General features: G+C 68.9%; 20 protein-coding genes. 16 read left to right on the plus strand and 4 right to left on the minus strand.

What is annotated here, in order from left to right; all coding sequences use genetic code 11:
* Positions 1-155 precede the first annotated feature (155 nt).
* Entirely contained in the window at positions 156-1,034 is an 879-nt protein-coding gene (locus ACFQVC_RS04555; protein WP_381826633.1) for a response regulator, read from the plus strand.
* Positions 1,035-1,100: 66 nt separating this feature from the next.
* On the opposite strand, the gene ACFQVC_RS04560 is transcribed toward ACFQVC_RS04555, so the two are convergent.
* On the minus strand, positions 1,101-2,843 hold the full coding sequence (locus ACFQVC_RS04560; RefSeq protein WP_381826635.1) for a GAF domain-containing sensor histidine kinase: 1,743 nt from the start codon (positions 2,841-2,843) through the stop codon (positions 1,101-1,103).
* A 239-nt stretch (positions 2,844-3,082) separates the two neighbouring features.
* On the opposite strand from ACFQVC_RS04560, the gene qcrB reads away from it, so the two are divergent.
* The 3 genes from qcrB (at position 3,083) to ACFQVC_RS04575 (ending at position 6,201) form a co-directional block, all read left to right on the plus strand.
* Entirely contained in the window at positions 3,083-4,726 is a 1,644-nt protein-coding gene (gene qcrB / locus ACFQVC_RS04565) for a cytochrome bc1 complex cytochrome b subunit (RefSeq protein ID WP_381826637.1), read from the plus strand.
* Between the two features lie 111 nt (positions 4,727-4,837).
* On the plus strand, positions 4,838-5,305 hold the full coding sequence (locus ACFQVC_RS04570) for a LysM peptidoglycan-binding domain-containing protein (protein ID WP_381826639.1): 468 nt from the start codon (positions 4,838-4,840) through the stop codon (positions 5,303-5,305).
* A gap of 137 nt (positions 5,306-5,442) precedes the next feature.
* On the plus strand, positions 5,443-6,201 hold the full coding sequence (locus ACFQVC_RS04575) for an SDR family NAD(P)-dependent oxidoreductase (protein WP_381826641.1): 759 nt from the start codon (positions 5,443-5,445) through the stop codon (positions 6,199-6,201).
* Positions 6,202-6,258: 57 nt separating this feature from the next.
* Here the strand turns inward: ACFQVC_RS04575 and ACFQVC_RS04580 are convergent, their stop codons facing one another.
* The gene (locus ACFQVC_RS04580; RefSeq protein WP_381826643.1) at positions 6,259-7,062 is read right to left on the minus strand and encodes an N-formylglutamate amidohydrolase; all 804 of its coding nucleotides are present in this window, start codon (positions 7,060-7,062) and stop codon (positions 6,259-6,261) included.
* Positions 7,063-7,151: 89 nt separating this feature from the next.
* Positions 7,152-8,135: a DUF3048 domain-containing protein gene (locus ACFQVC_RS04585; RefSeq protein WP_381826645.1), complete on the minus strand. Its 984-nt coding sequence runs from the start codon at positions 8,133-8,135 to the stop codon at positions 7,152-7,154.
* Between the two features lie 437 nt (positions 8,136-8,572).
* On the opposite strand from ACFQVC_RS04585, the gene ACFQVC_RS04590 reads away from it, so the two are divergent.
* Entirely contained in the window at positions 8,573-9,340 is a 768-nt protein-coding gene (locus ACFQVC_RS04590; RefSeq protein WP_381826647.1) for a hemerythrin domain-containing protein, read from the plus strand.
* Between the two features lie 15 nt (positions 9,341-9,355).
* Here ACFQVC_RS04590 and ACFQVC_RS04595 read toward each other — a convergent pair whose 3' ends face one another.
* Positions 9,356-10,270 (minus strand): oxygenase MpaB family protein, encoded by a 915-nt coding sequence (locus ACFQVC_RS04595; RefSeq protein ID WP_381826649.1) that lies wholly within the window; start codon positions 10,268-10,270, stop codon positions 9,356-9,358.
* Positions 10,271-10,449: 179 nt separating this feature from the next.
* On the opposite strand from ACFQVC_RS04595, the gene ACFQVC_RS04600 reads away from it, so the two are divergent.
* From ACFQVC_RS04600 to eccD, 11 genes are all read left to right on the plus strand, one after another.
* A complete protein-coding gene (locus ACFQVC_RS04600) occupies positions 10,450-11,106 on the plus strand; it encodes a TetR/AcrR family transcriptional regulator (protein ID WP_381826651.1) in 657 nt (218 codons plus the stop codon).
* Between the two features lie 164 nt (positions 11,107-11,270).
* Complete coding sequence (locus ACFQVC_RS04605; RefSeq protein WP_381826653.1) at positions 11,271-11,807, plus strand: hypothetical protein; 537 nt, start codon at positions 11,271-11,273, stop codon at positions 11,805-11,807.
* Positions 11,808-12,076: 269 nt separating this feature from the next.
* Positions 12,077-12,409 (plus strand): hypothetical protein, encoded by a 333-nt coding sequence (locus tag ACFQVC_RS04610; RefSeq protein WP_381826655.1) that lies wholly within the window; start codon positions 12,077-12,079, stop codon positions 12,407-12,409.
* 20 nt (positions 12,410-12,429) lie between these two features.
* Positions 12,430-12,738: a pore-forming ESAT-6 family protein gene (locus ACFQVC_RS04615; RefSeq protein ID WP_381826657.1), complete on the plus strand. Its 309-nt coding sequence runs from the start codon at positions 12,430-12,432 to the stop codon at positions 12,736-12,738.
* 121 nt (positions 12,739-12,859) lie between these two features.
* Entirely contained in the window at positions 12,860-13,369 is a 510-nt protein-coding gene (locus ACFQVC_RS04620) for a DUF6507 family protein (RefSeq protein ID WP_381826659.1), read from the plus strand.
* A gap of 26 nt (positions 13,370-13,395) precedes the next feature.
* The gene (locus ACFQVC_RS04625) at positions 13,396-15,621 is read left to right on the plus strand and encodes a hypothetical protein (protein ID WP_381826661.1); all 2,226 of its coding nucleotides are present in this window, start codon (positions 13,396-13,398) and stop codon (positions 15,619-15,621) included.
* Entirely contained in the window at positions 15,618-16,619 is a 1,002-nt protein-coding gene (locus ACFQVC_RS04630; protein WP_381826663.1) for a hypothetical protein, read from the plus strand. The genes ACFQVC_RS04625 and ACFQVC_RS04630 overlap by 4 nt, the downstream gene beginning before the upstream one ends.
* Positions 16,620-16,796: 177 nt before the next feature.
* Positions 16,797-17,576, plus strand: coding sequence for a hypothetical protein (locus ACFQVC_RS04635; protein WP_381826665.1), 780 nt, complete (start codon positions 16,797-16,799; stop codon positions 17,574-17,576).
* 63 nt (positions 17,577-17,639) lie between these two features.
* Positions 17,640-18,017, plus strand: coding sequence for a toxin-antitoxin system YwqK family antitoxin (locus ACFQVC_RS04640; RefSeq protein WP_381826667.1), 378 nt, complete (start codon positions 17,640-17,642; stop codon positions 18,015-18,017).
* A 299-nt stretch (positions 18,018-18,316) separates the two neighbouring features.
* Positions 18,317-18,523: a hypothetical protein gene (locus ACFQVC_RS04645; protein ID WP_381827110.1), complete on the plus strand. Its 207-nt coding sequence runs from the start codon at positions 18,317-18,319 to the stop codon at positions 18,521-18,523.
* 22 nt (positions 18,524-18,545) lie between these two features.
* Complete coding sequence (gene eccD, locus ACFQVC_RS04650) at positions 18,546-19,910, plus strand: type VII secretion integral membrane protein EccD (protein WP_381827112.1); 1,365 nt, start codon at positions 18,546-18,548, stop codon at positions 19,908-19,910.
* Positions 19,911-19,967 lie beyond the last annotated feature (57 nt).

Genomic DNA, 19,967 nt, shown 5'->3' on the forward strand with positions numbered 1-19,967 from the left:
AACCGTACCCGGCGAGGGGGCCGGTCCGTACCCGGGGAGGGGACCGGATCGTACCCGGGGAGGGCCGGTCGGCCCTGGCACGCCGATCCCGTGCACGACACGATCGACCGAAGAGCCGCGCGCGAGCGGCGGCCCGCCAGTCCAGGGGTTGCGCCATGGCCGAACCACCGCACAAGTTCCTACACCGCCCCATACGTGTCTTCATCCTCGACGACCACGACGTGGTCCGCCGAGGTCTGCACGATCTGCTCGACGCCGAAACCGATATCGAGGTCGTCGGCGAGGCGTCCGGCGGTGCACAGGCCCTGGAGCGCGGCCCCGCGCTCCGTCCCGACGTGGCCATCCTCGACGTCCGTCTCGCCGACACCGACGGCATCACCGTCTGCCGTGAACTGCGGTCCCTCATGCCGGATCTGGCCTGTCTGATGCTGACGTCCTTCGACGACGACGACGCCCTGCTCGACGCGATCATGGCGGGCGCGGCCGGCTACGTACTGAAGCAGATCAAGGGGTCCGATCTGATCTCGGCGGTACGCACGGTCGCCGCCGGCGGTTCGCTCCTCGACCCGGCCACCGCGGCCCGCCTGATGAACACCCTGGGCGGCCCAGGCCCTCCGCCCGCGGTCCTGCCGGGCGACGGTCGCACAGCGCCCCCGGGACACAACGGCTTCGCGGTGCTCGCGGAGCGTGACGGCGCCGCGAAGCTCCCGGAACGCAACGGCCTCCCGTCACCCTCGGGAAGCGAACGCGAACGCGACGGTCACGCCCCGCTCCTCGAAAGCGACGTCCGCGCCCTCCTCTCCGAGCGCGAACGGGAGATCCTCGGGTTGATCGGCGACGGTCTGACCAACCGGCAGATCGGCAAGCGGACCGACCTCGCGGAGCGCACCGTGAAGCACCACGTCGCCCAGCTGCTCGGCAAGTTGGGCGTCGAGCGGCGGGTCCGGTCGATGATCACGGCCGCCCCGGACTCGCCACCAGGCGGCACAGGCACAGCCACAGGCGCGGGGGCGAGCACCGGCACAGGCGACTGACACCTGCCCCCTCCAGGAAGCTCGCGGCGCCCAGGGTGTCCGGGGCCCCGCGGGGGGAACGTCCCGTCACCGCGCCGGCGCCACCGGTACCCGCCACTCCAGCTGCGTACCGCCCAACTGCCCCGAACCCAGGTTGAGTTCACCGCCCAGGCGGGCGGCGCGCTCGGCGAGGTTGCGCAGCCCGCCGCGGTGGGTGTCCGCGCCCTGGCGGCCCGTGATGCCGACGCCGTCGTCCTCGACGGTGAGGGTGAGCCGGCCGGTGCGCACCACGAGCGCCACTTCCACCGTGGTGGCCTGCGCGTGCCGGGCGACATTGACCAGGGACTCGCCGAGTACGGCCACGACCTCCTCGGCGACCGTGGGCGGAACATCGGAGTCGATCAGGCCCTCCATGCGCAGGGCCGGTGTGCAGCCGAGCAGTGGAACGGCGTCCTCCACGGCCCGCACCACCCGCACCCGCAGTCCGGGACCGGCCGGGGCGGCCTCGTGGGCGCGCAGTCCGAAGATGGTCGACCGGATGATCTTGATGGTGGTGTCCAGATCGTCGACGGCCCGGCCGAGCCGCTCGACGGCCTGCGGATGCTGGACGAAGCGCTGGGTGCTCTGCAGCGTCATGCCGGTCGCGAACAGCCGCTGCAGCGCGAGGTCATGGAGGTCGCGGGCGATCCGGTCGCGGTCCTCAAGGAGACTCATCTGCTCCGCGTCCCGGCGCCGGTCGGCGAGTTCGAGCGCCACCGCGGCCTGCCCGGCGAAGCCGAGCAGCGGGGCCGTCTCCGCCTCGCTGAACGCCGGTCTGCCCTCGCGTCGGCCGAGGAGCAGCACTCCGCGCAGTCCGCCCCTGGTGCCCATGGGCACGGCCACCACGGGGGCTATCCCGTCCCATCGGTCCGGCTCGAAGGCCATCCGCGGGTCCTTGCGCACATCGGCGGTCGAGACCAGGCCCGCGGCGCTCATCGCCGCCCCGGCGAGCGAGCCCTCGCGCGGCAGGATCAGGTCGCGGTGGGCCTCGGCGCCGACGCCCTGCGCGAGGGCGCAGCGCAGCTCCGCACCGCCCTCCAGGACCAGTTCGACCACACCCAGGTCGGCGGAGGTGATCTCCCGGGCCCGCTCGACCATGACTTCGAGCACCTGGGACTCCGGCACTCCGGACAGCAGTCCGCTGCTGACCTCGGCGCCCGCCTCGAGCCAGCGCTCCCGCAGGCGTACCGCGGCGAAGAGCCGGGCGTTCTCGATGGCGACTCCGGCCGCCGTGGCGAGGGTGGAGAGCAACGCCTCGTCCTCGGGCTCGAACTGGCCGCCGCCGCGCTTCTCCGTCAGATACAGATTGCCGAAGACCTCGTCGCGCACCCGGATCGGCACTCCCAGGAAGGTGTGCATCGGCGGGTGGTGCGGCGGGAACCCCGACGACGCGGGGTGCTCGGACAGTTCGGCCAGGCGCAGGGCCTCCGGGTTCCGGATCAGCTCGCCGAGCAGTCCGTGCCCGGACGGCAAGTCGCCGATCTCGCCCCGCAGTTCGTCGTCGAGGCCGACCGGCAGGAACTCGTCGAGGAGCCGGCCGCGGCCGATCACACCGATCGCGCCGTACTCGGCGTCGACCAGGACCACCGCGGCCTCCACGATCCGGCGCAGTACCTGCGACAGCTCCAGTTCGCGGCCCACCGAAAGGACGGCCTCCAGGAGTCCGTGCAGCCGGTCGCGGGTGCCGATGACGGCTTCGATCCGGGACTGCAACTCCTCCAGGAGCTCGTCGAGGCGGAGCTTGGGCAGTCCTCCCGGTTCCCCCGTGACCTTGCGGCCGTCCCCGCCCATGCGTCCCTCCGCCCGCTCGGTGAAGCCGCGACGTGGTCCTCGTCGTGGTCCTCGTCCTGCTTTCAAGGTAGCGGCCGGGGCGGCGCCGTCGGCCTGGGGCGGCATATGTCGTTCGAATTCCGCGCATCGACGTCAACTCCGCCCGTCCCAAGGTCTATTGGCCCCGGTGCCCGCCCCTCTACGCTGGAGCGGGCCTGAAGGGGGACGCCGCCGCAGCCGGTCGCCTGAGGGGGAGACGCATGAGCGGACGTATCGAGCGCAGCCGGAGCAACGGCCGGCCCGTCGCACCGTCCAAGGGTGAGCGGCTCGCCGACTGGGCCGACGGCCGCATCGGTCTGAACGCCCTCGCCAAGACCCAGATGCGCAAGGTCTTTCCCGACCACTGGTCGTTCATGTTCGGAGAGATCTGTCTCTACAGCTTTCTGATCCTGATCCTCACCGGTGTCTGGCTCACCCTGTTCTTCGAGCCCAGCAATGTCGAGGTGGTCTACGAGGGCCCCTACGAACCCCTCAACGGCATCCTCATGACCAGGGCGTACGAGTCCACGCTCGAGATCAGCATGGAGGTGCGCGGCGGGCTGCTGATCCGGCAGATCCACCACTGGGCGGCGCTGATCTTCGTCGTCGGCATGCTGGTGCACATGATGCGGGTGTTCTTCACCGGCGCCTTCCGCAAGCCGCGCGAGGTCAACTGGCTGTTCGGCTGGACCCTGTTGATGCTCGGCCTGATCACCGGACTGACCGGCTACTCGCTCCCCGACGATCTGCTCTCCGGCACCGGCATCCGCTTCGCTCAGGGCGCGATCCTGTCGGTGCCCGTCGTGGGCACGTATCTGTCGATGTTCCTGTTCGGCGGCGAGTTCCCCGGCCACGACATCATCGCGCGGCTCTATCCGATCCATGTGCTGCTCTTGCCAGGGATCATGCTCGGCCTCGTCGTGGCCCATCTGATCCTGGTCTTCTACCACAAGCACACCCAGTTCGCCGGGCCCGGACGGACCGAGAAGAATGTGATCGGCATGCCGTTCATGCCCATCTACATGGCCAAGGCGGGTGGCTTCTTCTTCCTCGTGTTCGGGGTGCTCGCGGTCCTCGGCGCCGTCGCGCAGATCAACCCGGTGTGGGCGATCGGCCCTTACCGCCCGGACCTCGTGTCCACCGGAGCCCAGCCCGACTGGTATCTGGGCTTCTCCGAGGGGCTGATCCGGGTGATGCCCGGCTGGGAGATCAACCTCTTCGGGCACACGCTGGCGCTCGGTGTCTTCATCCCGTTCACGCTGTTCCCGCTGATCATGATGGCCATCGCGGTCTATCCGTTCATCGAGGCCTGGATCACCGGTGACAAGCGCGAGCACCACATCGCCGACCGCCCCCGCAACGCCCCGACCCGCACCGGTCTCGGCGTGGCCTGGCTGAGTCTGTACGGGGTGCTCCTGATCGGCGGCGGCAACGACATCGTGGCCACGCATCTGCATCTGTCGATCAACGTGATCACGTGGTTCGTACGGATCGCCGTCTTCGTGGTGCCGGTCCTGGCGTTCGTCGTCACCCGGCGGATCTGTCTCGGCCTGCAGCACCGCGACCGCGACAAGGCGCTGCACGGCCGCGAGAGCGGCATCATCAAACGGCTCCCGCACGGTGAGTTCATCGAGGTGCACGAACCGCTCAGCCAGGCGCAGCGGCACGTCCTGACCGCGCACGAGCAGACCCTGCCCTACGAACTCGGCCCGCGCCGCGACGCCAACGGCGTGGAGCGCAGGGTCAAGCGCTCGGACCGTCTGCGCGCCCGCCTCGCCCGCGCGATGTACGGCCCCGGCACGCAGGTGCCGAAGGCGACGGCGGAGGAGTACAGGGAGCTGCAGCACGGCGACGGACACCACTGAGAGTGACGTGCCGTCCTGGCGGAATGACGGTATGTGAGCGCCCGGCTCGCACGGACCGGCTCCCTGCCCGAAGGTGGAGTCCAGGGGGCCGACCAAGCGCCGGAGGGTGTCATGGGCATCTTCGACATCTTCAAGCACGACAAGCAGGGCTCACACGACCAGGCGGCGGGCGGGGCGGAGCAGACCAAGGAGCAGGTCCAGGAGCAGGCCACCGCCGCGGAGACGCCCGCGGACCGGGGCGCCCCCGGTGAACCGCCGGCGAAGTACGCGGACCCCGTCGCGGCGACCAGGGAAGCGGCCGACCGGATGGCGGCCAGGGCCCGGGTCACGCCGGAGGAGCAGCACGCGGCGTCGGCGCCCAAGCCGCCCCCGGAGAAGGCCGCGGCCCACGAGGCTCCGGCACCGGCTCCGGCCAAGGAGCGCACGTACACCGTGAAGTCCGGCGACTCCCTGTCGGCCATCGCGGGCCGCGAACTCGGCGGCGAGGACCGCTGGCGCGAGCTGTACGACCTGAACCGCGACGCGATCGGCGCCGACCCCGACATGATCCACCCCGGCACGGTCCTCAAGCTCCCGTAGTCGGGAGGCGGTGGGGTTCAAACTCCCGTACCCCAGGGTCACTTGAGGCGTCAGGCGTCCCGCTTCGCGTCCGCCGGAGGCAGGTGACCGTGGGCCAGTCCTGGGCGTGGGGGCGGTCTCCGCATTAGGGTCGATTTATGAGCCATGGAGACCGCTTCACCGGCCGGGTCGCCGTGATCACCGGCGCCGCTTCCGGTATCGGGGCCGCCACTGCGGCCCGTTTCGCCGCCGAGGGAGGCGCCGTCGTCCTCGCCGACGTCTCCGAGGACCGCGGCCATGACGTCGCCGCGGATATCCAGAAGCAGGGCGGGCGCGCCGAGTTCGTGCGGGCCGATGTCGCCGAACCGGGGGACTGGCGGCGGGTCGCGGCGGCCGCGAGTGCCTTCGGCCCCGTCGGTGTCTTCGTCAGCAACGCCTTCACGGTGGATGTGACCCGGGCCCACGAGATGCCCCTCGAATCCTGGAACCGTCAGCTCGCCGTCAACCTCACCGGTTCCTTCCTCGGGTTCAAGGCACTCCTTCCCGAACTGCGCGCCCAGCGCGGCGCGGTGGTCCTGACCTCCTCCGTGCAGGCCCATGCCGGTATCCCCGGCCACCCCGCCTACGCCGCCACGAAGGGCGCCCTGCTGTCCCTGTGCGGCCAGCTTGCCGTCGAGTACGGCCCCGAGGTGCGGGTCAACGCCGTTCTGCCGGGCCCGATCCTCACCGGCGCCTGGGACCGGCTGCCGGAGGAGGAACGGGTGCGCAGCGCCGCCCAGACCGCGGCGGGCCGTCTCGGCACCCCCGAGGAGGTCGCCGCCGCCATCGCCTTCCTCGCCGCCGACGAGGCCGCGTACATCACCGGCTCCAGCCTCCTCGTGGACGGCGGCTGGAGCGTGGTCAAGGACTCGGCCTGAGCGGACCCCGGTGTCCCGGAGAGGCCGGTGCACGGGTGAGACATCGCTCCAACTCGCCTACTGGGAAAGCGAGTCGACGAGTTCCGCGAGCGCAGAGGCCAGCGCGTCGAGGCCGGGTCCGGGTGCCCCGCCCGGCTCCGCCATGTACCCGTCGCGCCGGATCTCGATCATCAGCGCGCCGACCCGGGGCTCCACACCGTAGAACTCCAGCGGCACATACGTCCCCGCGAAGGGACTGTCGAGCCCGGTGCCGCCGAACCGCGCGAACGCCGCCTCGGCGCGGGCGAGCAGCTCGGGCGGGGTGTGGAACGGGTCGGTGCCCAGGCACACCGGCGGCCGCGGCCCGTCGCCGTGCAGCTCGTACGGCAGCCGCCCGGTCGGATACGAGTGCACATCGATGATCACCGCGCGCCCCGCGGCGGCGAGCCGCCCCGCGACGGCCTCGGTCATGGCCCGCGCGTACGGGTGGAAGTAGCGGTCGAGCAGCGGCTGCGGGTCGAACTCCGGGTCCCGCAGGGGCTCTTGGTGCGTGGTGCGGGTGTAGACCGCACCCATCCCGACCGCCCGCATCTCCTCGCGCTCGTCCGGGAACCGCTCCGGGTCGACCACGAGACGGGAGCGCCGGTTCACGAACTGCCAGGGCCTGGCGCGGTGCGTCGCCGCCGCGGCACGGGCCGCGAGGGTGTCCGTGTGCGCGTCCGTGATGTGGTCCAACTCCCGTTCCAGAGCGGCGTCTTCAAGGACGATGCCGCCGCGCACCGCCCGCGGCACGGTGCGCGCGGCGTGCGGCACATGCAGCAGAACGGGTGCGTCGGCGGCACCGGGAAGAAGCTGGAAGGGCGGATCCGGGGCGTCGTCCATGGGGCCAAGCCTAGGCAGGGCCCCGGACACCCCGGCCGTCCTGGTCGTCGTGGTGGTCGCGGTGGCGGTGGCCGTGGTGGCCGGCGCGGTCAGCGATCGGCGTAGACGACCCACACCTGACCGGGCGCGAACGGCATCGGCTTGCCGTTCTTCTGCGTGAAGGTGGTCCCGGCCGTCGGCTTGGGACGCTTCCAGTACGTGGCGTACGCCTTGCCGTCACGCAGCACCGTCGCCCGGCCCTGGCCCGTGGTGTGGATATACGGGGTCACCGCGCCGTTGACGTCCTTGTACTTGGACGGCCGCATCCGCACATGCTGGATCACGATGGTCCGGGCGCTCATCTGGCGGCCGTCACTGAGGCGGGCGGCCGAGCCGTCGAAGGAGACCTGCCAGCGCTTGATCCGCGGCGACCAGCGGAAGGTGTGGCTCGCCGACGCGTAGCGCACGGTACGGCTGCTCGCCTTGGTCCCGCCCGCCGGCGCCGCCCCGAAGCGGAAGCCGATGTCCGCGGGCCGGCTGGCGCGCGGCGCCGAGTCGAGCAGCGCCTTGGGGCGGACGAACAGGTTGTGCGGCGCGGGGCGGCCCGCACCGCGGAAGTAGGCACCGGGCACCTTGCCGTGCGGCCGTACGTAGATCGGCGAATTGCGCAGATACTTGGTGAGGTCGCTGCGCACCCCGGAGTAGGCGAGCGCCGGACGGCCGAACTGCCGCAGGAGCTCGACATCGGACTCGCGGGCGCTGCGCACCGGGCCGACCGCGTGCGGCTTGCGGCTGGAGTACACGCCCATCAGGCGGCTCATCCCGCCCTCGACCTTCTCGACGTAGACGATGTCCGCCTTGTCGAGGCCCCGGTGCGGCCGGGCCATCCGGGAGTTGTCGAACTTCACCGCGAGCACCCGGCCCGGGTACATCGTCAGGCCGGTGTACGGCGACACCCGGTTCGGCGGCCCGTCCGCGCCCACGGGTCTCGTCTCGTGCGCCGCCCCCAGGGTGAGCGCGCCCGCGGCGACGAGCGCGAGGAGTCTCGCGCCGCGTCGGGTGGTGCGGGTGGCCCGTGCAGATCTCGCTGTCATCCAGCGCCTCCGTCGTCCGTAGCATCCGTAGCGGATTTCGCTGGCGCAGTCATTCCTCGCGAGCCCCTGCGATGAATCACGGCGGGGCCATCCACCCGCCTTCCGTTCATCCTTTCCGGCCACATGCCCCTGGCGCACGGCGCGGCGCCGCCGTCCGGCGGCCAGGCCACGCTCGGCGTTGACAGGCGGCAGGCCGCTGGTTCTAATGGGCGGCGCGTGCAGCGTGACGCCGGCCGAAGAGCAGTGGGCAGGACGGCGATCGGGCCAGCACCCTTTTCTTCGGGACCTCGGATACGGATCGCCACGAACGGCTGCGAACTGCCGTCCCCGGCGCCGTACATCGCCGTACACCGCCCTTCGGGCCGTCCCTCCCCGCGCCGCCGGGTCCCTGCTCGGCGCCCGGGACGGGACGCTCTTCCCAGGAGATCTCTCAGCCCATGCCGCATTCCCCTGCCCACGATGCCCGTGACGACTTCGCACCCCACGACCGTCTGCTGCTGACCTTCACCGGTGCGGACTCCCACGAGCGGCACACCCTCGAACTCGGCTACCGCCGCGACGGCGACCGGCTGGTCGTCACGGCCGGCGCCCGGCACGACGACCTGCTCGCCCACTCCGTGGTGACCGTGCACCTGGACGGCGAGGCACGCGAGGCGATCGCCGTGCCCGCTGCCGACGGCACCGGCACCGTGGTCCTCGAACCGCCCGCGCGGCCCGCCGACGGCGAGGCCCCCGTGCGGGTCAGGACGCTCGCCGACAAGGTCCTCGAAATCCACGCCTGGCTACGGGCCCAGCTGCGCCACGTCAGCGCCGAGGCCGACGCCCAACTCGCCGCGCGGGCCGCCCACCAGGGCCCCGGCGCCCCTCCGGCGCCGGGCCTCGGGATGCAGATCAGACAGCACTGCCTGGCGTTCTGCGAGACCCTGACGTTCCATCACACCAGTGAGGACGCGCATGTCTTTCCCGGCGTGGCGCAGCACCATCCGGAGCTGCGCGGGGCCCTGGAACGGCTGAGCGCGGAGCACCGGAAGGTGGCGCGTATCAAGGAGGAGCTGCTGGCCCTCCTCGCCCGGATGGAGACGGCGGACCCCGACCGCTTCCGCCGTGAACTCGACCGGCTGAGCCAGGAGTTGACGGTTCATCTGGAGTACGAGGAGGAGGTGCTGCTGCCGCCCCTCGCGCACGTCCCGTTCCCGCCGCGCTGACCGGCGCCGGGTGGCTCAGCGCCCCGGGACGTAGTGCTGGGGCAGATCCCGCCGTTCCGCCGGAGGCAGGTTGCGCGGCGGGGTCTCCACGGGCGGTGCACCGGCCGCACCCCGCTCGCGGGCCCAGCCGGCCCGGGCCCGCGGATGGTAGCGCCGTGCGTGCGGCACGAGTCGCCAGCAGCGGTGCACCGCGCGGCCGAACGCCCGAAGGCGCCGTTCGTCGCGCGCCGTCCACGCGTACCCGAGCCGTTCGCGTACCGCCGGCGGGTACATGCCGACCGTCATCCAGACGGTCAGCCGCGCCAGCGGCACCCGGGCCAGGGCCCACAACGGGCCCGGCAGGAAGCGCAGGTTGGGCGGTTTGGCGACCCGGCGCAGATCCAGGACGTCCCGGGTGGGCCGGTTGTCCTCCAGGACGTCGGCACACATGTGGTCCCAGTACGCCTGGAAGTCCTCCCAGGTCTTCGGCACGGGCTTCATGCTCACGCCGTACAGCGCGTACCACCGCACGTGCTCGTCGAAGAGCCGGCGCCGCTGGGCCTCGGTGAGACCGCCGCCGAAGTAGTCGGCGACATGCATGGTCAGGACGAAGAACGTGGCGTGCGCCCAGTAGTACGTACCGGGATTGAGGGCGTGGTAAGGGCGGCCCTTGTCGTCCACGCCCTTGATGGTGTCGTGGTAACCGCGCACCGCACGGGCGGTCTCGGCGGCGCGCGGCCCGTCGTAGACCACACCGCCGATCGGGTACAGGGAGCGGAAAAGGCGCTGCCAGCGCTCCTCGAAGAAGCGCGAGTGCTCGGCGACGCCGGCGCCGAGTTCGGGGTGCATGTTCTGCATGGACCCGGCCCAGGGGGCGAGCAGCAGGGCCCGCCAGTCGCCGAACCAGCGCCAGGTGAGGGAGTCGGGGCCGAGCGGTGCGACATCTGCCACGGGGGCCTCCAGCCGGTGACCGAACGCGGATCTGATCCTCTGAACCCAAGTGAGGACAGGTGTCCTCAGGAACCGTCACACTAGGATCTGAGGACAGCTGTAGTCAATGCGCGCCGGTATCGGCACCGCATCAATTTCCGCACCAATTTCCTGATCAACACCGGCCAGGGGAGGGCGAGTTGGGCAACCAGTCGGGCGGTGAACGCACTTGGGGCGGCAGCACGCTCGCCGACCGCCGCGCGAGCCGCCGTGCGAGCCTGCTGACCGCCGCCGAACGGCTCGCGGGCGACGAGGGGGCCGCGGCCGTCACGGTCCGCTCGGTCTGCCGCCGCACCCGGCTGACCGACCGCTACTTCTACGAGAGCTTCGAGAGCCGGGACGCACTGCTCCTGGCCGCGTACGAACGCGTGGCCACGGAAGCGCGCGACGCGCTCACGAACGCCGTGGCGGCCACCGCACCCGAGCCGGAGGCGCGGGCCCGCGCCGCGGTGGCTGCCTTCGTCGCTCTGGTCCTGGACGCCCCGCACAAGGGCCGCCTCCTGCTGATCGAGCCCTACGCCGACCCCGTGCTCGGCGCACACAGCCACCGCCTCATGCCCTCCTTCACGGAACTCATCGACGGCCAGCTGGCGCGCGGCGCCGACGACGCGGGCCGCAGGATGACTGCGTACGCCCTGGTCGGCGGTCTCGCCAGCCTCTTCGCCGGCTGGCTGCGGGGGAGCCTGGAGGTCACGCGCGAGCGACTGGTCGAGCACTGTGTGCAGCTGGTACTCGCCGCTCACGAGGCGACGACAGATGAACAGCAGCGACGGAAACGTCCACATTCTGGCGACTGAATGCCCAATTTTGCCCCGTTTTTCAGCGGTGCTGAAGCTGTGCGCTGGACGCTTCACACGCGATGAGCACGCCCCTACGCGCCGTCCATATACATGCCCCCGCCATCTACCTTGTCGCCCGCCAGCATCGTGGCAACGGACCGCTCGATGTGTGAAGGATCACGATGGGAGCACGGCATGCACCACAGCACGGCGGCGAGCGTGAGGGGCGGCGCGGTGGACGCCCCGGGCGCCCCGACATAAGCCTCGCGCAGCTCGCGGGCGCCGGCCTCGGCGCGGCCGCGGGCATGACGCTCGCTTCGGAACTCCATCTCTACGGCACCGTCACGGGCGCGGTCGTCTTCGCGGTGGCGGCGACGGTGGGCGGCCCTCTGATCCAGCACGCGCTGCAGCGTCTGGGCGAGGGGTGCGGGGCGCTGGTACGGACGGCGCGCGGACGCGTGGCGGCACGCGGCGGCGCACCCGGCGCGGCGCGCGGCGGCGCACTCGGCGCCGTCGTACCGCTCGCGGCGATCGGCGTCCTGGCCTTCGGCACGGTCGCCGCCACCGGCTCGGCCGCACCCGCCGCGGCGCCCCAGGACCACAAGTCCGCACCGGATCAAGCCCCTTCGAGGGAGCCGGTCGAAAAGGTCACCCAGACCCGGGCCGACAGCCGCAAGACCACACCTCGCCGGATGGCGCCGACGGACGGCGGCTGCTGACAACAGGCCGTGCCCGCCCGTCACTTCCTCCAAGCCGGAGGGTCTGCTTTCGGCTGGATCACCACGTTTGCAGGCTGCCTCCGGGCGCCGTTGGCTTGATCGTCCGAAGGCGGTGCCGGCCTTGTGGTGCATCGGATCCATGAGTGGCTGGAATCGCGTTGCGTATGCAATGAGCCATTGGTACAAAGGGGCGACTGTCAGTGGTGGGGCGTATGTTCACACCTGGACGAGGTAGTGCCACGGTTTCGATTCCCCACGGGGGTGGGCGCATGAAGTTCGACATGGGTTCGACGACGCTGTCGGAGCTGGGACGGCGGACGACGGGGTCGAGTGACGATCTGGGCGCGCTGATCCGGCAGTTGATCGCGGCGGCGGCGCCGCTGGAGGGCAAGTTCAACGGCGCGGGCCGGGCAGTGTTCGACCGGTTCAAGGGGAACGCGGACGAGATCACGGACGCGCTGAACGGTTCGCTGCAGGCGATTCTGGGCGGCCAGTCCGGCATGGACACGGCGTTCACGACCGGTATGCAGGAGCAGGCCGACAACGCCAACCAGCAGATGAGCGCGGCCAACTTCGAGGCCGCCCGGTTCAACGGACGCTGAGCAACGGGGGCTCTTTTCTCATGGCCAACATGGACCGCAACTCCTATGACATCAGCGCCTCCACCGAGGTGCAGGGCAGCCTCCTAGCGATCATCGGTCAGCTGGAGCGGGTGCTCTCGGATCGCGACGGTGCGGTGAAGGCCGCGATGGGCGAGTTCCAGGCCGACGGGGTCTCCGAGGAGTACCACGGCAAGGAAGTCCGCTGGAACAAGGCGGCCAACGAGGTACGCGAGATCATCCGCCTGGTGCGCTCCACGATGGAGCAGAACGACAGCACGGCGCAGTCGACGCTGGCGCGGGCGAAGGCAGCGGTCGACAACATCGGCTGACACCCGGCTGACATCGGGTGATGTCACCTGCGTACGGCAGCGGGTACGGGTCACGGGGATCGGGGCGCGCGGTCGGCGGTTGCGCCGCCGTGCGTGCCGCAGGAGTGGTTGGGGGAGTTTCGTGTCGCGTTGGGACATTCAGCCGGCCGGTGTGCTCGGCACGCTGACGATGACCGGCGAAGCGGCGAGCCGCCTGGAAACGGCGGTCAATGCGATGGTGAAAGACCTGTCGACCGCGGCGAGTTCCGCGGGAACGGTCGTGCCGGGCGCCGAGTACACACCGGTTCAGGGTCCGATGGCTGTCGGCAGTGGTGCACGCCCGAGCGTTCGGCAGCAGGAGACGGCCTGCATGGCCGATCCCCAGGCGGACGCACAGCGTCCGACAGTGACCGTGGTCGAGCCGGTCAACGGGCCGGTCGGCGGGGCGCTCAGCCAGTACCTGGAGAGCCGCATGCCGAAGGTGCAGTCCATGGCCAACCGGACGGCGAACGCCATCAACGGCGCCGCCACGGCCACCAACCACTACCAGCAGGGCAACACCGAGATGGCGGCCAACGCCCAGGCCAAGGTGGTGCAGGCGCCGGAGAAGATCGATATGCCGGGTGCGGGCGGAGAGCGGGGCGCCAAGTGAGCCCCCAGGCCCTCGACCCCGGCCAGATGCTGGAGTTCACCGGCGACCTGGGCGAGCTGGAGCGCAGCATCAGCGCATTGTCCGGTGACGCTTCGGCGATCTGGGACGCCGGCACGCAGATCGACACCACGTTCCGAGGGCTGTCCTCGTACTACGACGCGCCGGAGGCCGACCAGCTCTTCGCCACCACCGCACCGGTGGCCACCGCCGCGAACGACTTCCAGCGCGAGCTGGAGACGGTGGCCCAGGCCCTGGGCGCGTACGCCAGCGAGGTCCGCCCGCTGGTCGCCAAGCTGGACCGGCTGCGGGACGAAGCAGCAGCCTTCCGCACCCGTATCGCGGGCAAGGACGACTGGCACTACGACGACACACTCACCAGCGAGAACGCCAACCGCCGTGCCGAGATGCACGCCACCTGGGAGGCCTTCCAGAACGCCGAACGCGCCTGCGCCAACAAGATCTTCGCCCTGTTCACGGACTTCCGTCTCGTCCCCAACGACGGCAAGGGCGACAAGCCCGACAAGAACGAGTACGGCTACAGCGCCGACATGCTCAACAACGCCCAGGGCCTGCCCTGGGGCGACAAAGTCGAAGAGTCCATCCACTGGTACGAACTCCACCGCCAGATCAAGCACTTCGTCTGGGACAGCTTCATCGTCGACGGCGTCTGGGGCACCCTGCGCGGCATCGGCACCCTCTTCGGTGTGGACGGCGCCGCCGCGGCCGGCCAGGCCTGGACGAACCTCGGCAAGGTCGTCACCGGCCTCGCCACCACCATCATGCCCGGCGCGGCACTGTTCGCCGGGGCAGTCGGGGGCGACAAGACCCGCCGCTGGATCATGGACTCGCAGACCGCGCTGAAGGACGCCGGCAAGGCGATGATCTCCTACGACCAGTGGGGCAAGGACAACGCCCGCGCGGCCGGTGGCGCCACGTTCAACGTACTCAGCACGGTCCTGACCGGAGGAGCCGGCGCGGCCGCGAAGACCGGAGCCATCGCCCGCGGAATCTCCGCAGCCTCCAAGGTCGTCCACTTCGTCGACCCGATGACATACGTCGCCAAGGGCGCCACCTTCACCGCGGTCAAGGTCGGCGACGCCATGGCCACCCTGCGCAACCTGAGCTCGGGCACCTACCTGGACCTCGCGAACGGCTCCTACAAACTCGCCGACGAGCCCGTCCGGGCCGCCGACCTGCCGGAGAACTCGGTACTCCGTGCCGAGAACTCGGTGAAGATGACCGACCTCGAGGGCAACACGGTCTACCTCAACACCGAAACCCACCTGCTCCACAAGGCCGACGGCAGCGTCATCGAGAACGCCGACAACGTGAAACGTGAGATGTCGGCCGAGGAGCGCTACAGCCAGCAGGAGAAGTCTCAGCCCCAGTCCGACCGCGAGCCCGCTGCCGTCGGAGGGCGAGAGGCTGAAACCGGGAACAACGTCCATCACGCCCCTGCCACGGGCCATCACGGTTCCGTCTCATCTGGCGGCCACGGCGAAGTGCCCCCGTCTGGAGGGAGCGGACACGGCGGTGGTTCAGGGGGAGGCGGTTCCGATGGAGCCGGTGGCCACGGCGGCTCCGGCTCTCACTTCGGTGACGATGCCCAGCCGTTCGAGCGCGGTGGTCAGACCGAGCAGCAGATTCGTGACCACCTGCGCGGCTCGGGGGTCAAGCCAGCTGACTTGGAACGGGTACTTGACAACCTGACCAATAATCCGGCCGGCCGAGAGATAGCTGAGACGATCGCTTCAGGCAGGCACAACAACAGCTACGGATACCACCAAGTCGTCTCGAGTCTCAGCCATCCAGACAAGATGATGGGCGGCATCGAGCAACTCCGATTGGCCAACCGAATGTACGACGCTGGACTCCGGGACATCGCGTTCGAGGCCAAAGCTGGGTATGAGCTCAAGCCAGGCGTGGTGACGGGAGAGAAGACGGACCTCGATGTCGTGGCCCGTGGCTCGGATGGAACTACCTACGGTTACCAGTTCAAGGACGTTCAGAATCCGAAGAAGCTGGTCAACAAGATCTTTAGCAACATGCGGCAGTTGACTGATTCCCATGCTGATGTCCAAACCTTCGTGGTTGACACCCGAGGGACGTTGGACGACCTAGCCGCAAGCGGCATACCGAGGCGCCTGACTGAGGTCTACGGAAACCGTAATGTTCAATTTGTCATTCGCGTTGAGGATGGGACGCTGATGATTCCACCTGGTGGCAAGTTCATGCCTGGAGGTATGTCGTGATCGCGTCTACACCTGTCGCGCGCTGGAGCTGGGGGCGCGAGGCCGAGGGTGAGGATGAACTCCTGGAGTTCCTCCGCGGCGTCCTCAGCGCCTTTACGGTCCTGCGAGATCGCCGACTGTTCCCTTCACATGTTCCGATGAAGATCGCGCTACCCGAGTATGGGGCAACCGAGACATTCCTGTTTCGGGGGGAGTTCACGCTTGACTCTCGGACATCTCCGGATGATGCGGAGAGCCTGGCGCAGGAGATTCAGTCCGCCATGGTTCCGGGCAAGCCTGGAGGAGTCGACGCCGACATCTCTCCCGGCCGTTCCACGATGGCGAGTGGAACTGACGAGACAGCGTTCTCGTTGAGCGCTGCGCTTCTCACTGGCTTCTTCAGTCTGCAGCTCGAGACGTTCTCCGACGCTTGGATGCCCTGTGATCTGAAGGGCCGCGCTCAAGACGATCGCTACGCTGCTAACTATCCACGGCTCGCCGATGCACTGCAGGCGGTATCAGTAGCTGTAGACACCGACATCGACCCTGATGATCCGACCTGGTTCGGCAAACCGACCGAGACGGGAGTCGAGAACATCTGCGATGGTGATGGTTCCGCTGTCGATGTCTGGGATCGCTTTGAAATTCCTCAACGCAACAGTGTGTTCCGGCATGCGCCGGGGTTCGATGCAGTTGGCTACGCGCGCGACGCGAGCGGGCTGATCCGGCACACCCCGGTGGCGGGCGAGCAGGGCGTACTCGGCTACCTCTGGGCGTCAGACACCGAGGCGGCAGCCAGTTTTGAGCCGCGCGCGAGCGCAGGCGACGCCGGCTATGCGGCGGGACTCTTGTGGCTTGAGCGCCTAAGGGAAGCCAGTGCTCGTGGTCTACTGCCGTCAGCCGCGCTGAGGGAGTTCGCCGCTCTTCCCTCAGATCGAGTTGCCGGCCAGTTGCAGACCAGCACCGCTACGGCTCTGGAGAGTCTGGCAGAACTCAGGGAAATCGCCAGCCATACGTAGGCCACTGGTCTCCTATCGGCAGGCATACCGCGTATCGCGGCTGGGTTATACAAGCGCGCCCTGAGGCACTGACCAATCTCTCGCCCGGGTCTAGGGGTGAGCCGTTCTGGTAAGGAAGCGGATTCGTGCGCTGGTGTATTGCCAGGAGCAGGCTGACGGTGCGAAGAGGAAAGACTGATGAGCGAGTTCGATCGACTGCTTGGCACTGACTTCGATGGTCGGCCCTCCGCCGATCCCGAGGGAGTCATCTACGACGGACTCGACGATCTTCGACACCGCGAGCGGGTGCCCGGACTCATCAGGCTGATGAATGACTCAACTGCCCCGGCAAGGGATCGCTTCCTCGCCTGTGTGGCCCTTACCACGTGGGGAGAGCCAGCAGGCTACGAGACCATCATCAGCACCGCCAAGGCTCCAAAGGTCGCACCCTGGTATGAAATCCTCATCGACCGAAAATTCTCGGTCGACAGCACGTTCGCGCAATTTGCGGTAGCCATCGGTGATAGCGACGAAATTTCCGAATCCAAGGGAACGCTCAGGCAGCGGCTTGAGGCGCTGCGGTCCTTGGTGTGCATCGCCGACACCGAATACTTCGAAGACAGACTCGGAGAAATCTTCGACCAAGATTCAACAGCCGCCGTCCTTGATGACATCACGGAAACAGTGAGGCGCGGTGTCGCAAGCCTTGCCAATGGCGGTCGTCAGCGATTCGACGTGGCGACCCAACTCGTGGATCTGGCCGCCGCGTGCGCACCTGTTGACGGACGTGTCGCAGCCGGGCTCGCCATGGACGTGTTGAATGTCTCCCGATCTGGCCGCACCTTGGTCCATGTCGTTACGGTGCTGCACCGATCGCAAGCCCTCGAAGTGAAGCAACTCGGTGAGTACATCAGCACAGTCGGCGACGAGCAGATCAGCCGCATGGCGCGGGATGCCCTGAGCTCTCGGCACTCTTGATGGGATGCCCAGTAGCTACGGTCGCTACCTTAAGGACCCGCCCGGCCCAGAGAACTGGATCCCATGATGACGCTTGCACGAATCGATGTCGACGACCCCGATGTAGACATGGACGAAGGGGAACGCCTCCTCTACAGGGGAGCTCTCTTCACGGGCGAGGCCGTGGAGTACCAGCAAGGTGCCCTTGTCAGCTTGGACACTTACAAGGATGGAGTTTCACACGGCCCTACCAATACCTGGTACCCCGACGGAACACTACGCACCGAAGCAATCATGGAGGAGGGGTTCCCCGTGGGCGAGTCCAAGTCGTGGCACCCCAACGGAACGCTCGCCTCGAAGAGAATCATGAGTCCAAACGGGCTGCGTCCGCTGGTTGAATTCGAATGGGACGAGGACGGAAACCAGACCAGACACTGGACCGCCGACGCCGCGCCTCGCTGACGCGACGATGCTCGGTGGCCACTCTCGCTGAGTGCCAGAATTATTGGGCAGTCGAAACTGTCGCGCTTTATGTCCGAACGTTGGGGCGAAATTTCGCCGGCCAGTGATCCCTGGTACTGCGATGAGGTTCCTCACCTTAAGGTCCTGGCCACTTGCTGCTGAGCACTGGGCAGATAGGGTCCGCAAGAAGGTTGTCCGGTCGACGTACGCCCGTCGGCGGCTGAAGGGTGCAGGTAGCAGTGGGGGCTCAGGAATACGACAGCCAGTTGTTGGAGTCGGTGTCGGTTCGGCGGCGGCGGATGCGGGATGCGTTCCTGTTCGGGGAGCAGCGCGGGCGTCGGTCTGTCGATGAGCGGCTCGGGAAGCTGGTTGCCGGGGTCGTGATCGCGGCCATTCTGTGTGCCGGATGTGTGGGCTGGTCGTTCATTTCGAAGCGATTGATCGGGCAGGACTCGTACGGTTCCCGGCCGTCTTCCACGCCCTCTGCCACTGTCACACCCCGGTGATAGGTTCGAACGCGTGGTGAGTATGGGGGCCTTGAACCGAACGGGCCGGGCGGGACTGAGTCGAGTCACCCTGGTCGGCGACCAGCGACGTATTGACCTGGTGCTGCCGTCGGGCGAGCCGATTGGCCGGCTTCTACCGGAAATTCTGCAGCTCCTGAATGACCGGACATCCGCACAACCCATGCTGCGGCATTTGGCGACATCCGACGGTTCCGTGTTGCCGCAGGACGGCACTCTGGAATCCGCTGGGATCGCCGATGGGGCTGTGCTGCGGTTGGTGCGAGCCCAGGATGCTCCCTCTGCTCCGGTGGTGCATGACGTCACCGATGAGGTGGCGGAGGATCTTCGGCTGCGTTCTTGGCGGTGGCGGCCTTCCGCGCGCCGTGTGACGGCCGGTATGGCGGCGGTGGGCTGGGCGTTGGTCGCCGGTGTGCTGGCCCGAGGTGAATTCGGGTCGGTGGTCGGTGTCGCGGGGGCGCTGCTCTCGGTGGCCGGTGTCCTGGCTGTCGTGGGTGCTCTCGTCGGCCGGTTGGGGCGGCATGGTGTTGCCGCCACCTTGGTCGCGGCCGGCGGTGGTCTGGGAGTGCTGGGCGCGTGGACGCTCGCCGACGCCCAGGGCTGGTCCGGGCTCGGCCGGTGGGGCGGCGTCATGGCGTCCCTTGTGGTGGCCCTCGCTCTGGCCGGGTGGTTCACGCCTCTGGGGCGCGGCGCACTCATCGGTGCCGGCGCTCTCACCTCGGCTTCGGTCGGGTGGGGTGTGGTCGCCGCCCTGCAGGACGGTGCGGTCTCTGATGGTCAGCAGGCCCGTGTGGGTGCTGTGGTGGTCGTGGCGTCGGTGGTGGTTCTGGGGTTGTTGCCGCGGTTGGCGTTGATGGCTTCGGGGTTGACCGGTCTGGATGACCGGCGGCTCGGGGGCACTTCGGTCAGTCGGCATGAGGTGTCGTCTGCGCTCACCGCGACTCATCGGGGCTTGGTGCTCGCCACGGTGGTGGCCGCCGTATCGACTGCTGTCGCGGCCTTGTTCGTTCTGTGTGAGCCCACTGTGTGGACGGTGTCGTTGGCTGTGATCGCAGTGGGTGTGTTGTGGCTGCGGGCGCGTGCCTTTCCGCTGGTCGCCGAGGTCGTGGTGTTGTTCGTCGCCGGGGCCGCGGTCGCCGTCCGGCTGCTCCTGCTGTGGCTCGATCGCTCGTATGCGTTCGCTCCGTTCGTGGTTCTTGGCGCACTGTCGGTCGTGGCTGTGCTGGTTCTGGTGGTGGAGCCCGCCGAGCATGTTCGCGTGCGGCTGCGGCGGTTCGGCGACGTCCTCGAGTCGGTGGGCGTGATCGCGATGCTGCCGTTGGCGATCGGTGTGTTCGGTGTGTATGGGCGTCTGCTCGACACCTTCTGACCGGGGCGCGGAAGCAGTGGTGCCGGTGGTTATACGAGGTCAGGAAGGGGCGTGGCG

Source organism: Streptomyces monticola (assembly GCF_042665355.1).
Lineage (GTDB): Bacteria > Actinomycetota > Actinomycetes > Streptomycetales > Streptomycetaceae > Streptomyces > Streptomyces monticola.

Bases quoted from the DNA above. Each gene is read 5' to 3' on its own strand.
- eccD (WP_381827112.1), top strand. From the start codon at position 18,546: ATGGGGGCCTTGAACCGAACGGGCCGGGCGGGACTGAGTCGAGTCACC.
- ACFQVC_RS04560 (WP_381826635.1), bottom strand. From the start codon at position 2,843: ATGGGCGGGGACGGCCGCAAGGTCACGGGGGAACCGGGAGGACTGCCC.
- ACFQVC_RS04585 (WP_381826645.1), bottom strand. From the start codon at position 8,135: ATGACAGCGAGATCTGCACGGGCCACCCGCACCACCCGACGCGGCGCG.
- ACFQVC_RS04590 (WP_381826647.1), top strand. From the start codon at position 8,573: ATGCCGCATTCCCCTGCCCACGATGCCCGTGACGACTTCGCACCCCAC.
- ACFQVC_RS04615 (WP_381826657.1), top strand. From the start codon at position 12,430: ATGGCCAACATGGACCGCAACTCCTATGACATCAGCGCCTCCACCGAG.
- ACFQVC_RS04635 (WP_381826665.1), top strand. From the start codon at position 16,797: ATGAGCGAGTTCGATCGACTGCTTGGCACTGACTTCGATGGTCGGCCC.
- ACFQVC_RS04645 (WP_381827110.1), top strand. From the start codon at position 18,317: ATGCGGGATGCGTTCCTGTTCGGGGAGCAGCGCGGGCGTCGGTCTGTC.
- ACFQVC_RS04605 (WP_381826653.1), top strand. From the start codon at position 11,271: ATGGGAGCACGGCATGCACCACAGCACGGCGGCGAGCGTGAGGGGCGG.
- qcrB (WP_381826637.1), top strand. From the start codon at position 3,083: ATGAGCGGACGTATCGAGCGCAGCCGGAGCAACGGCCGGCCCGTCGCA.
- ACFQVC_RS04640 (WP_381826667.1), top strand. From the start codon at position 17,640: ATGATGACGCTTGCACGAATCGATGTCGACGACCCCGATGTAGACATG.
- ACFQVC_RS04580 (WP_381826643.1), bottom strand. From the start codon at position 7,062: ATGGACGACGCCCCGGATCCGCCCTTCCAGCTTCTTCCCGGTGCCGCC.
- ACFQVC_RS04610 (WP_381826655.1), top strand. From the start codon at position 12,077: ATGAAGTTCGACATGGGTTCGACGACGCTGTCGGAGCTGGGACGGCGG.
- ACFQVC_RS04625 (WP_381826661.1), top strand. From the start codon at position 13,396: ATGCTGGAGTTCACCGGCGACCTGGGCGAGCTGGAGCGCAGCATCAGC.
- ACFQVC_RS04575 (WP_381826641.1), top strand. From the start codon at position 5,443: ATGAGCCATGGAGACCGCTTCACCGGCCGGGTCGCCGTGATCACCGGC.
- ACFQVC_RS04570 (WP_381826639.1), top strand. From the start codon at position 4,838: ATGGGCATCTTCGACATCTTCAAGCACGACAAGCAGGGCTCACACGAC.
- ACFQVC_RS04555 (WP_381826633.1), top strand. From the start codon at position 156: ATGGCCGAACCACCGCACAAGTTCCTACACCGCCCCATACGTGTCTTC.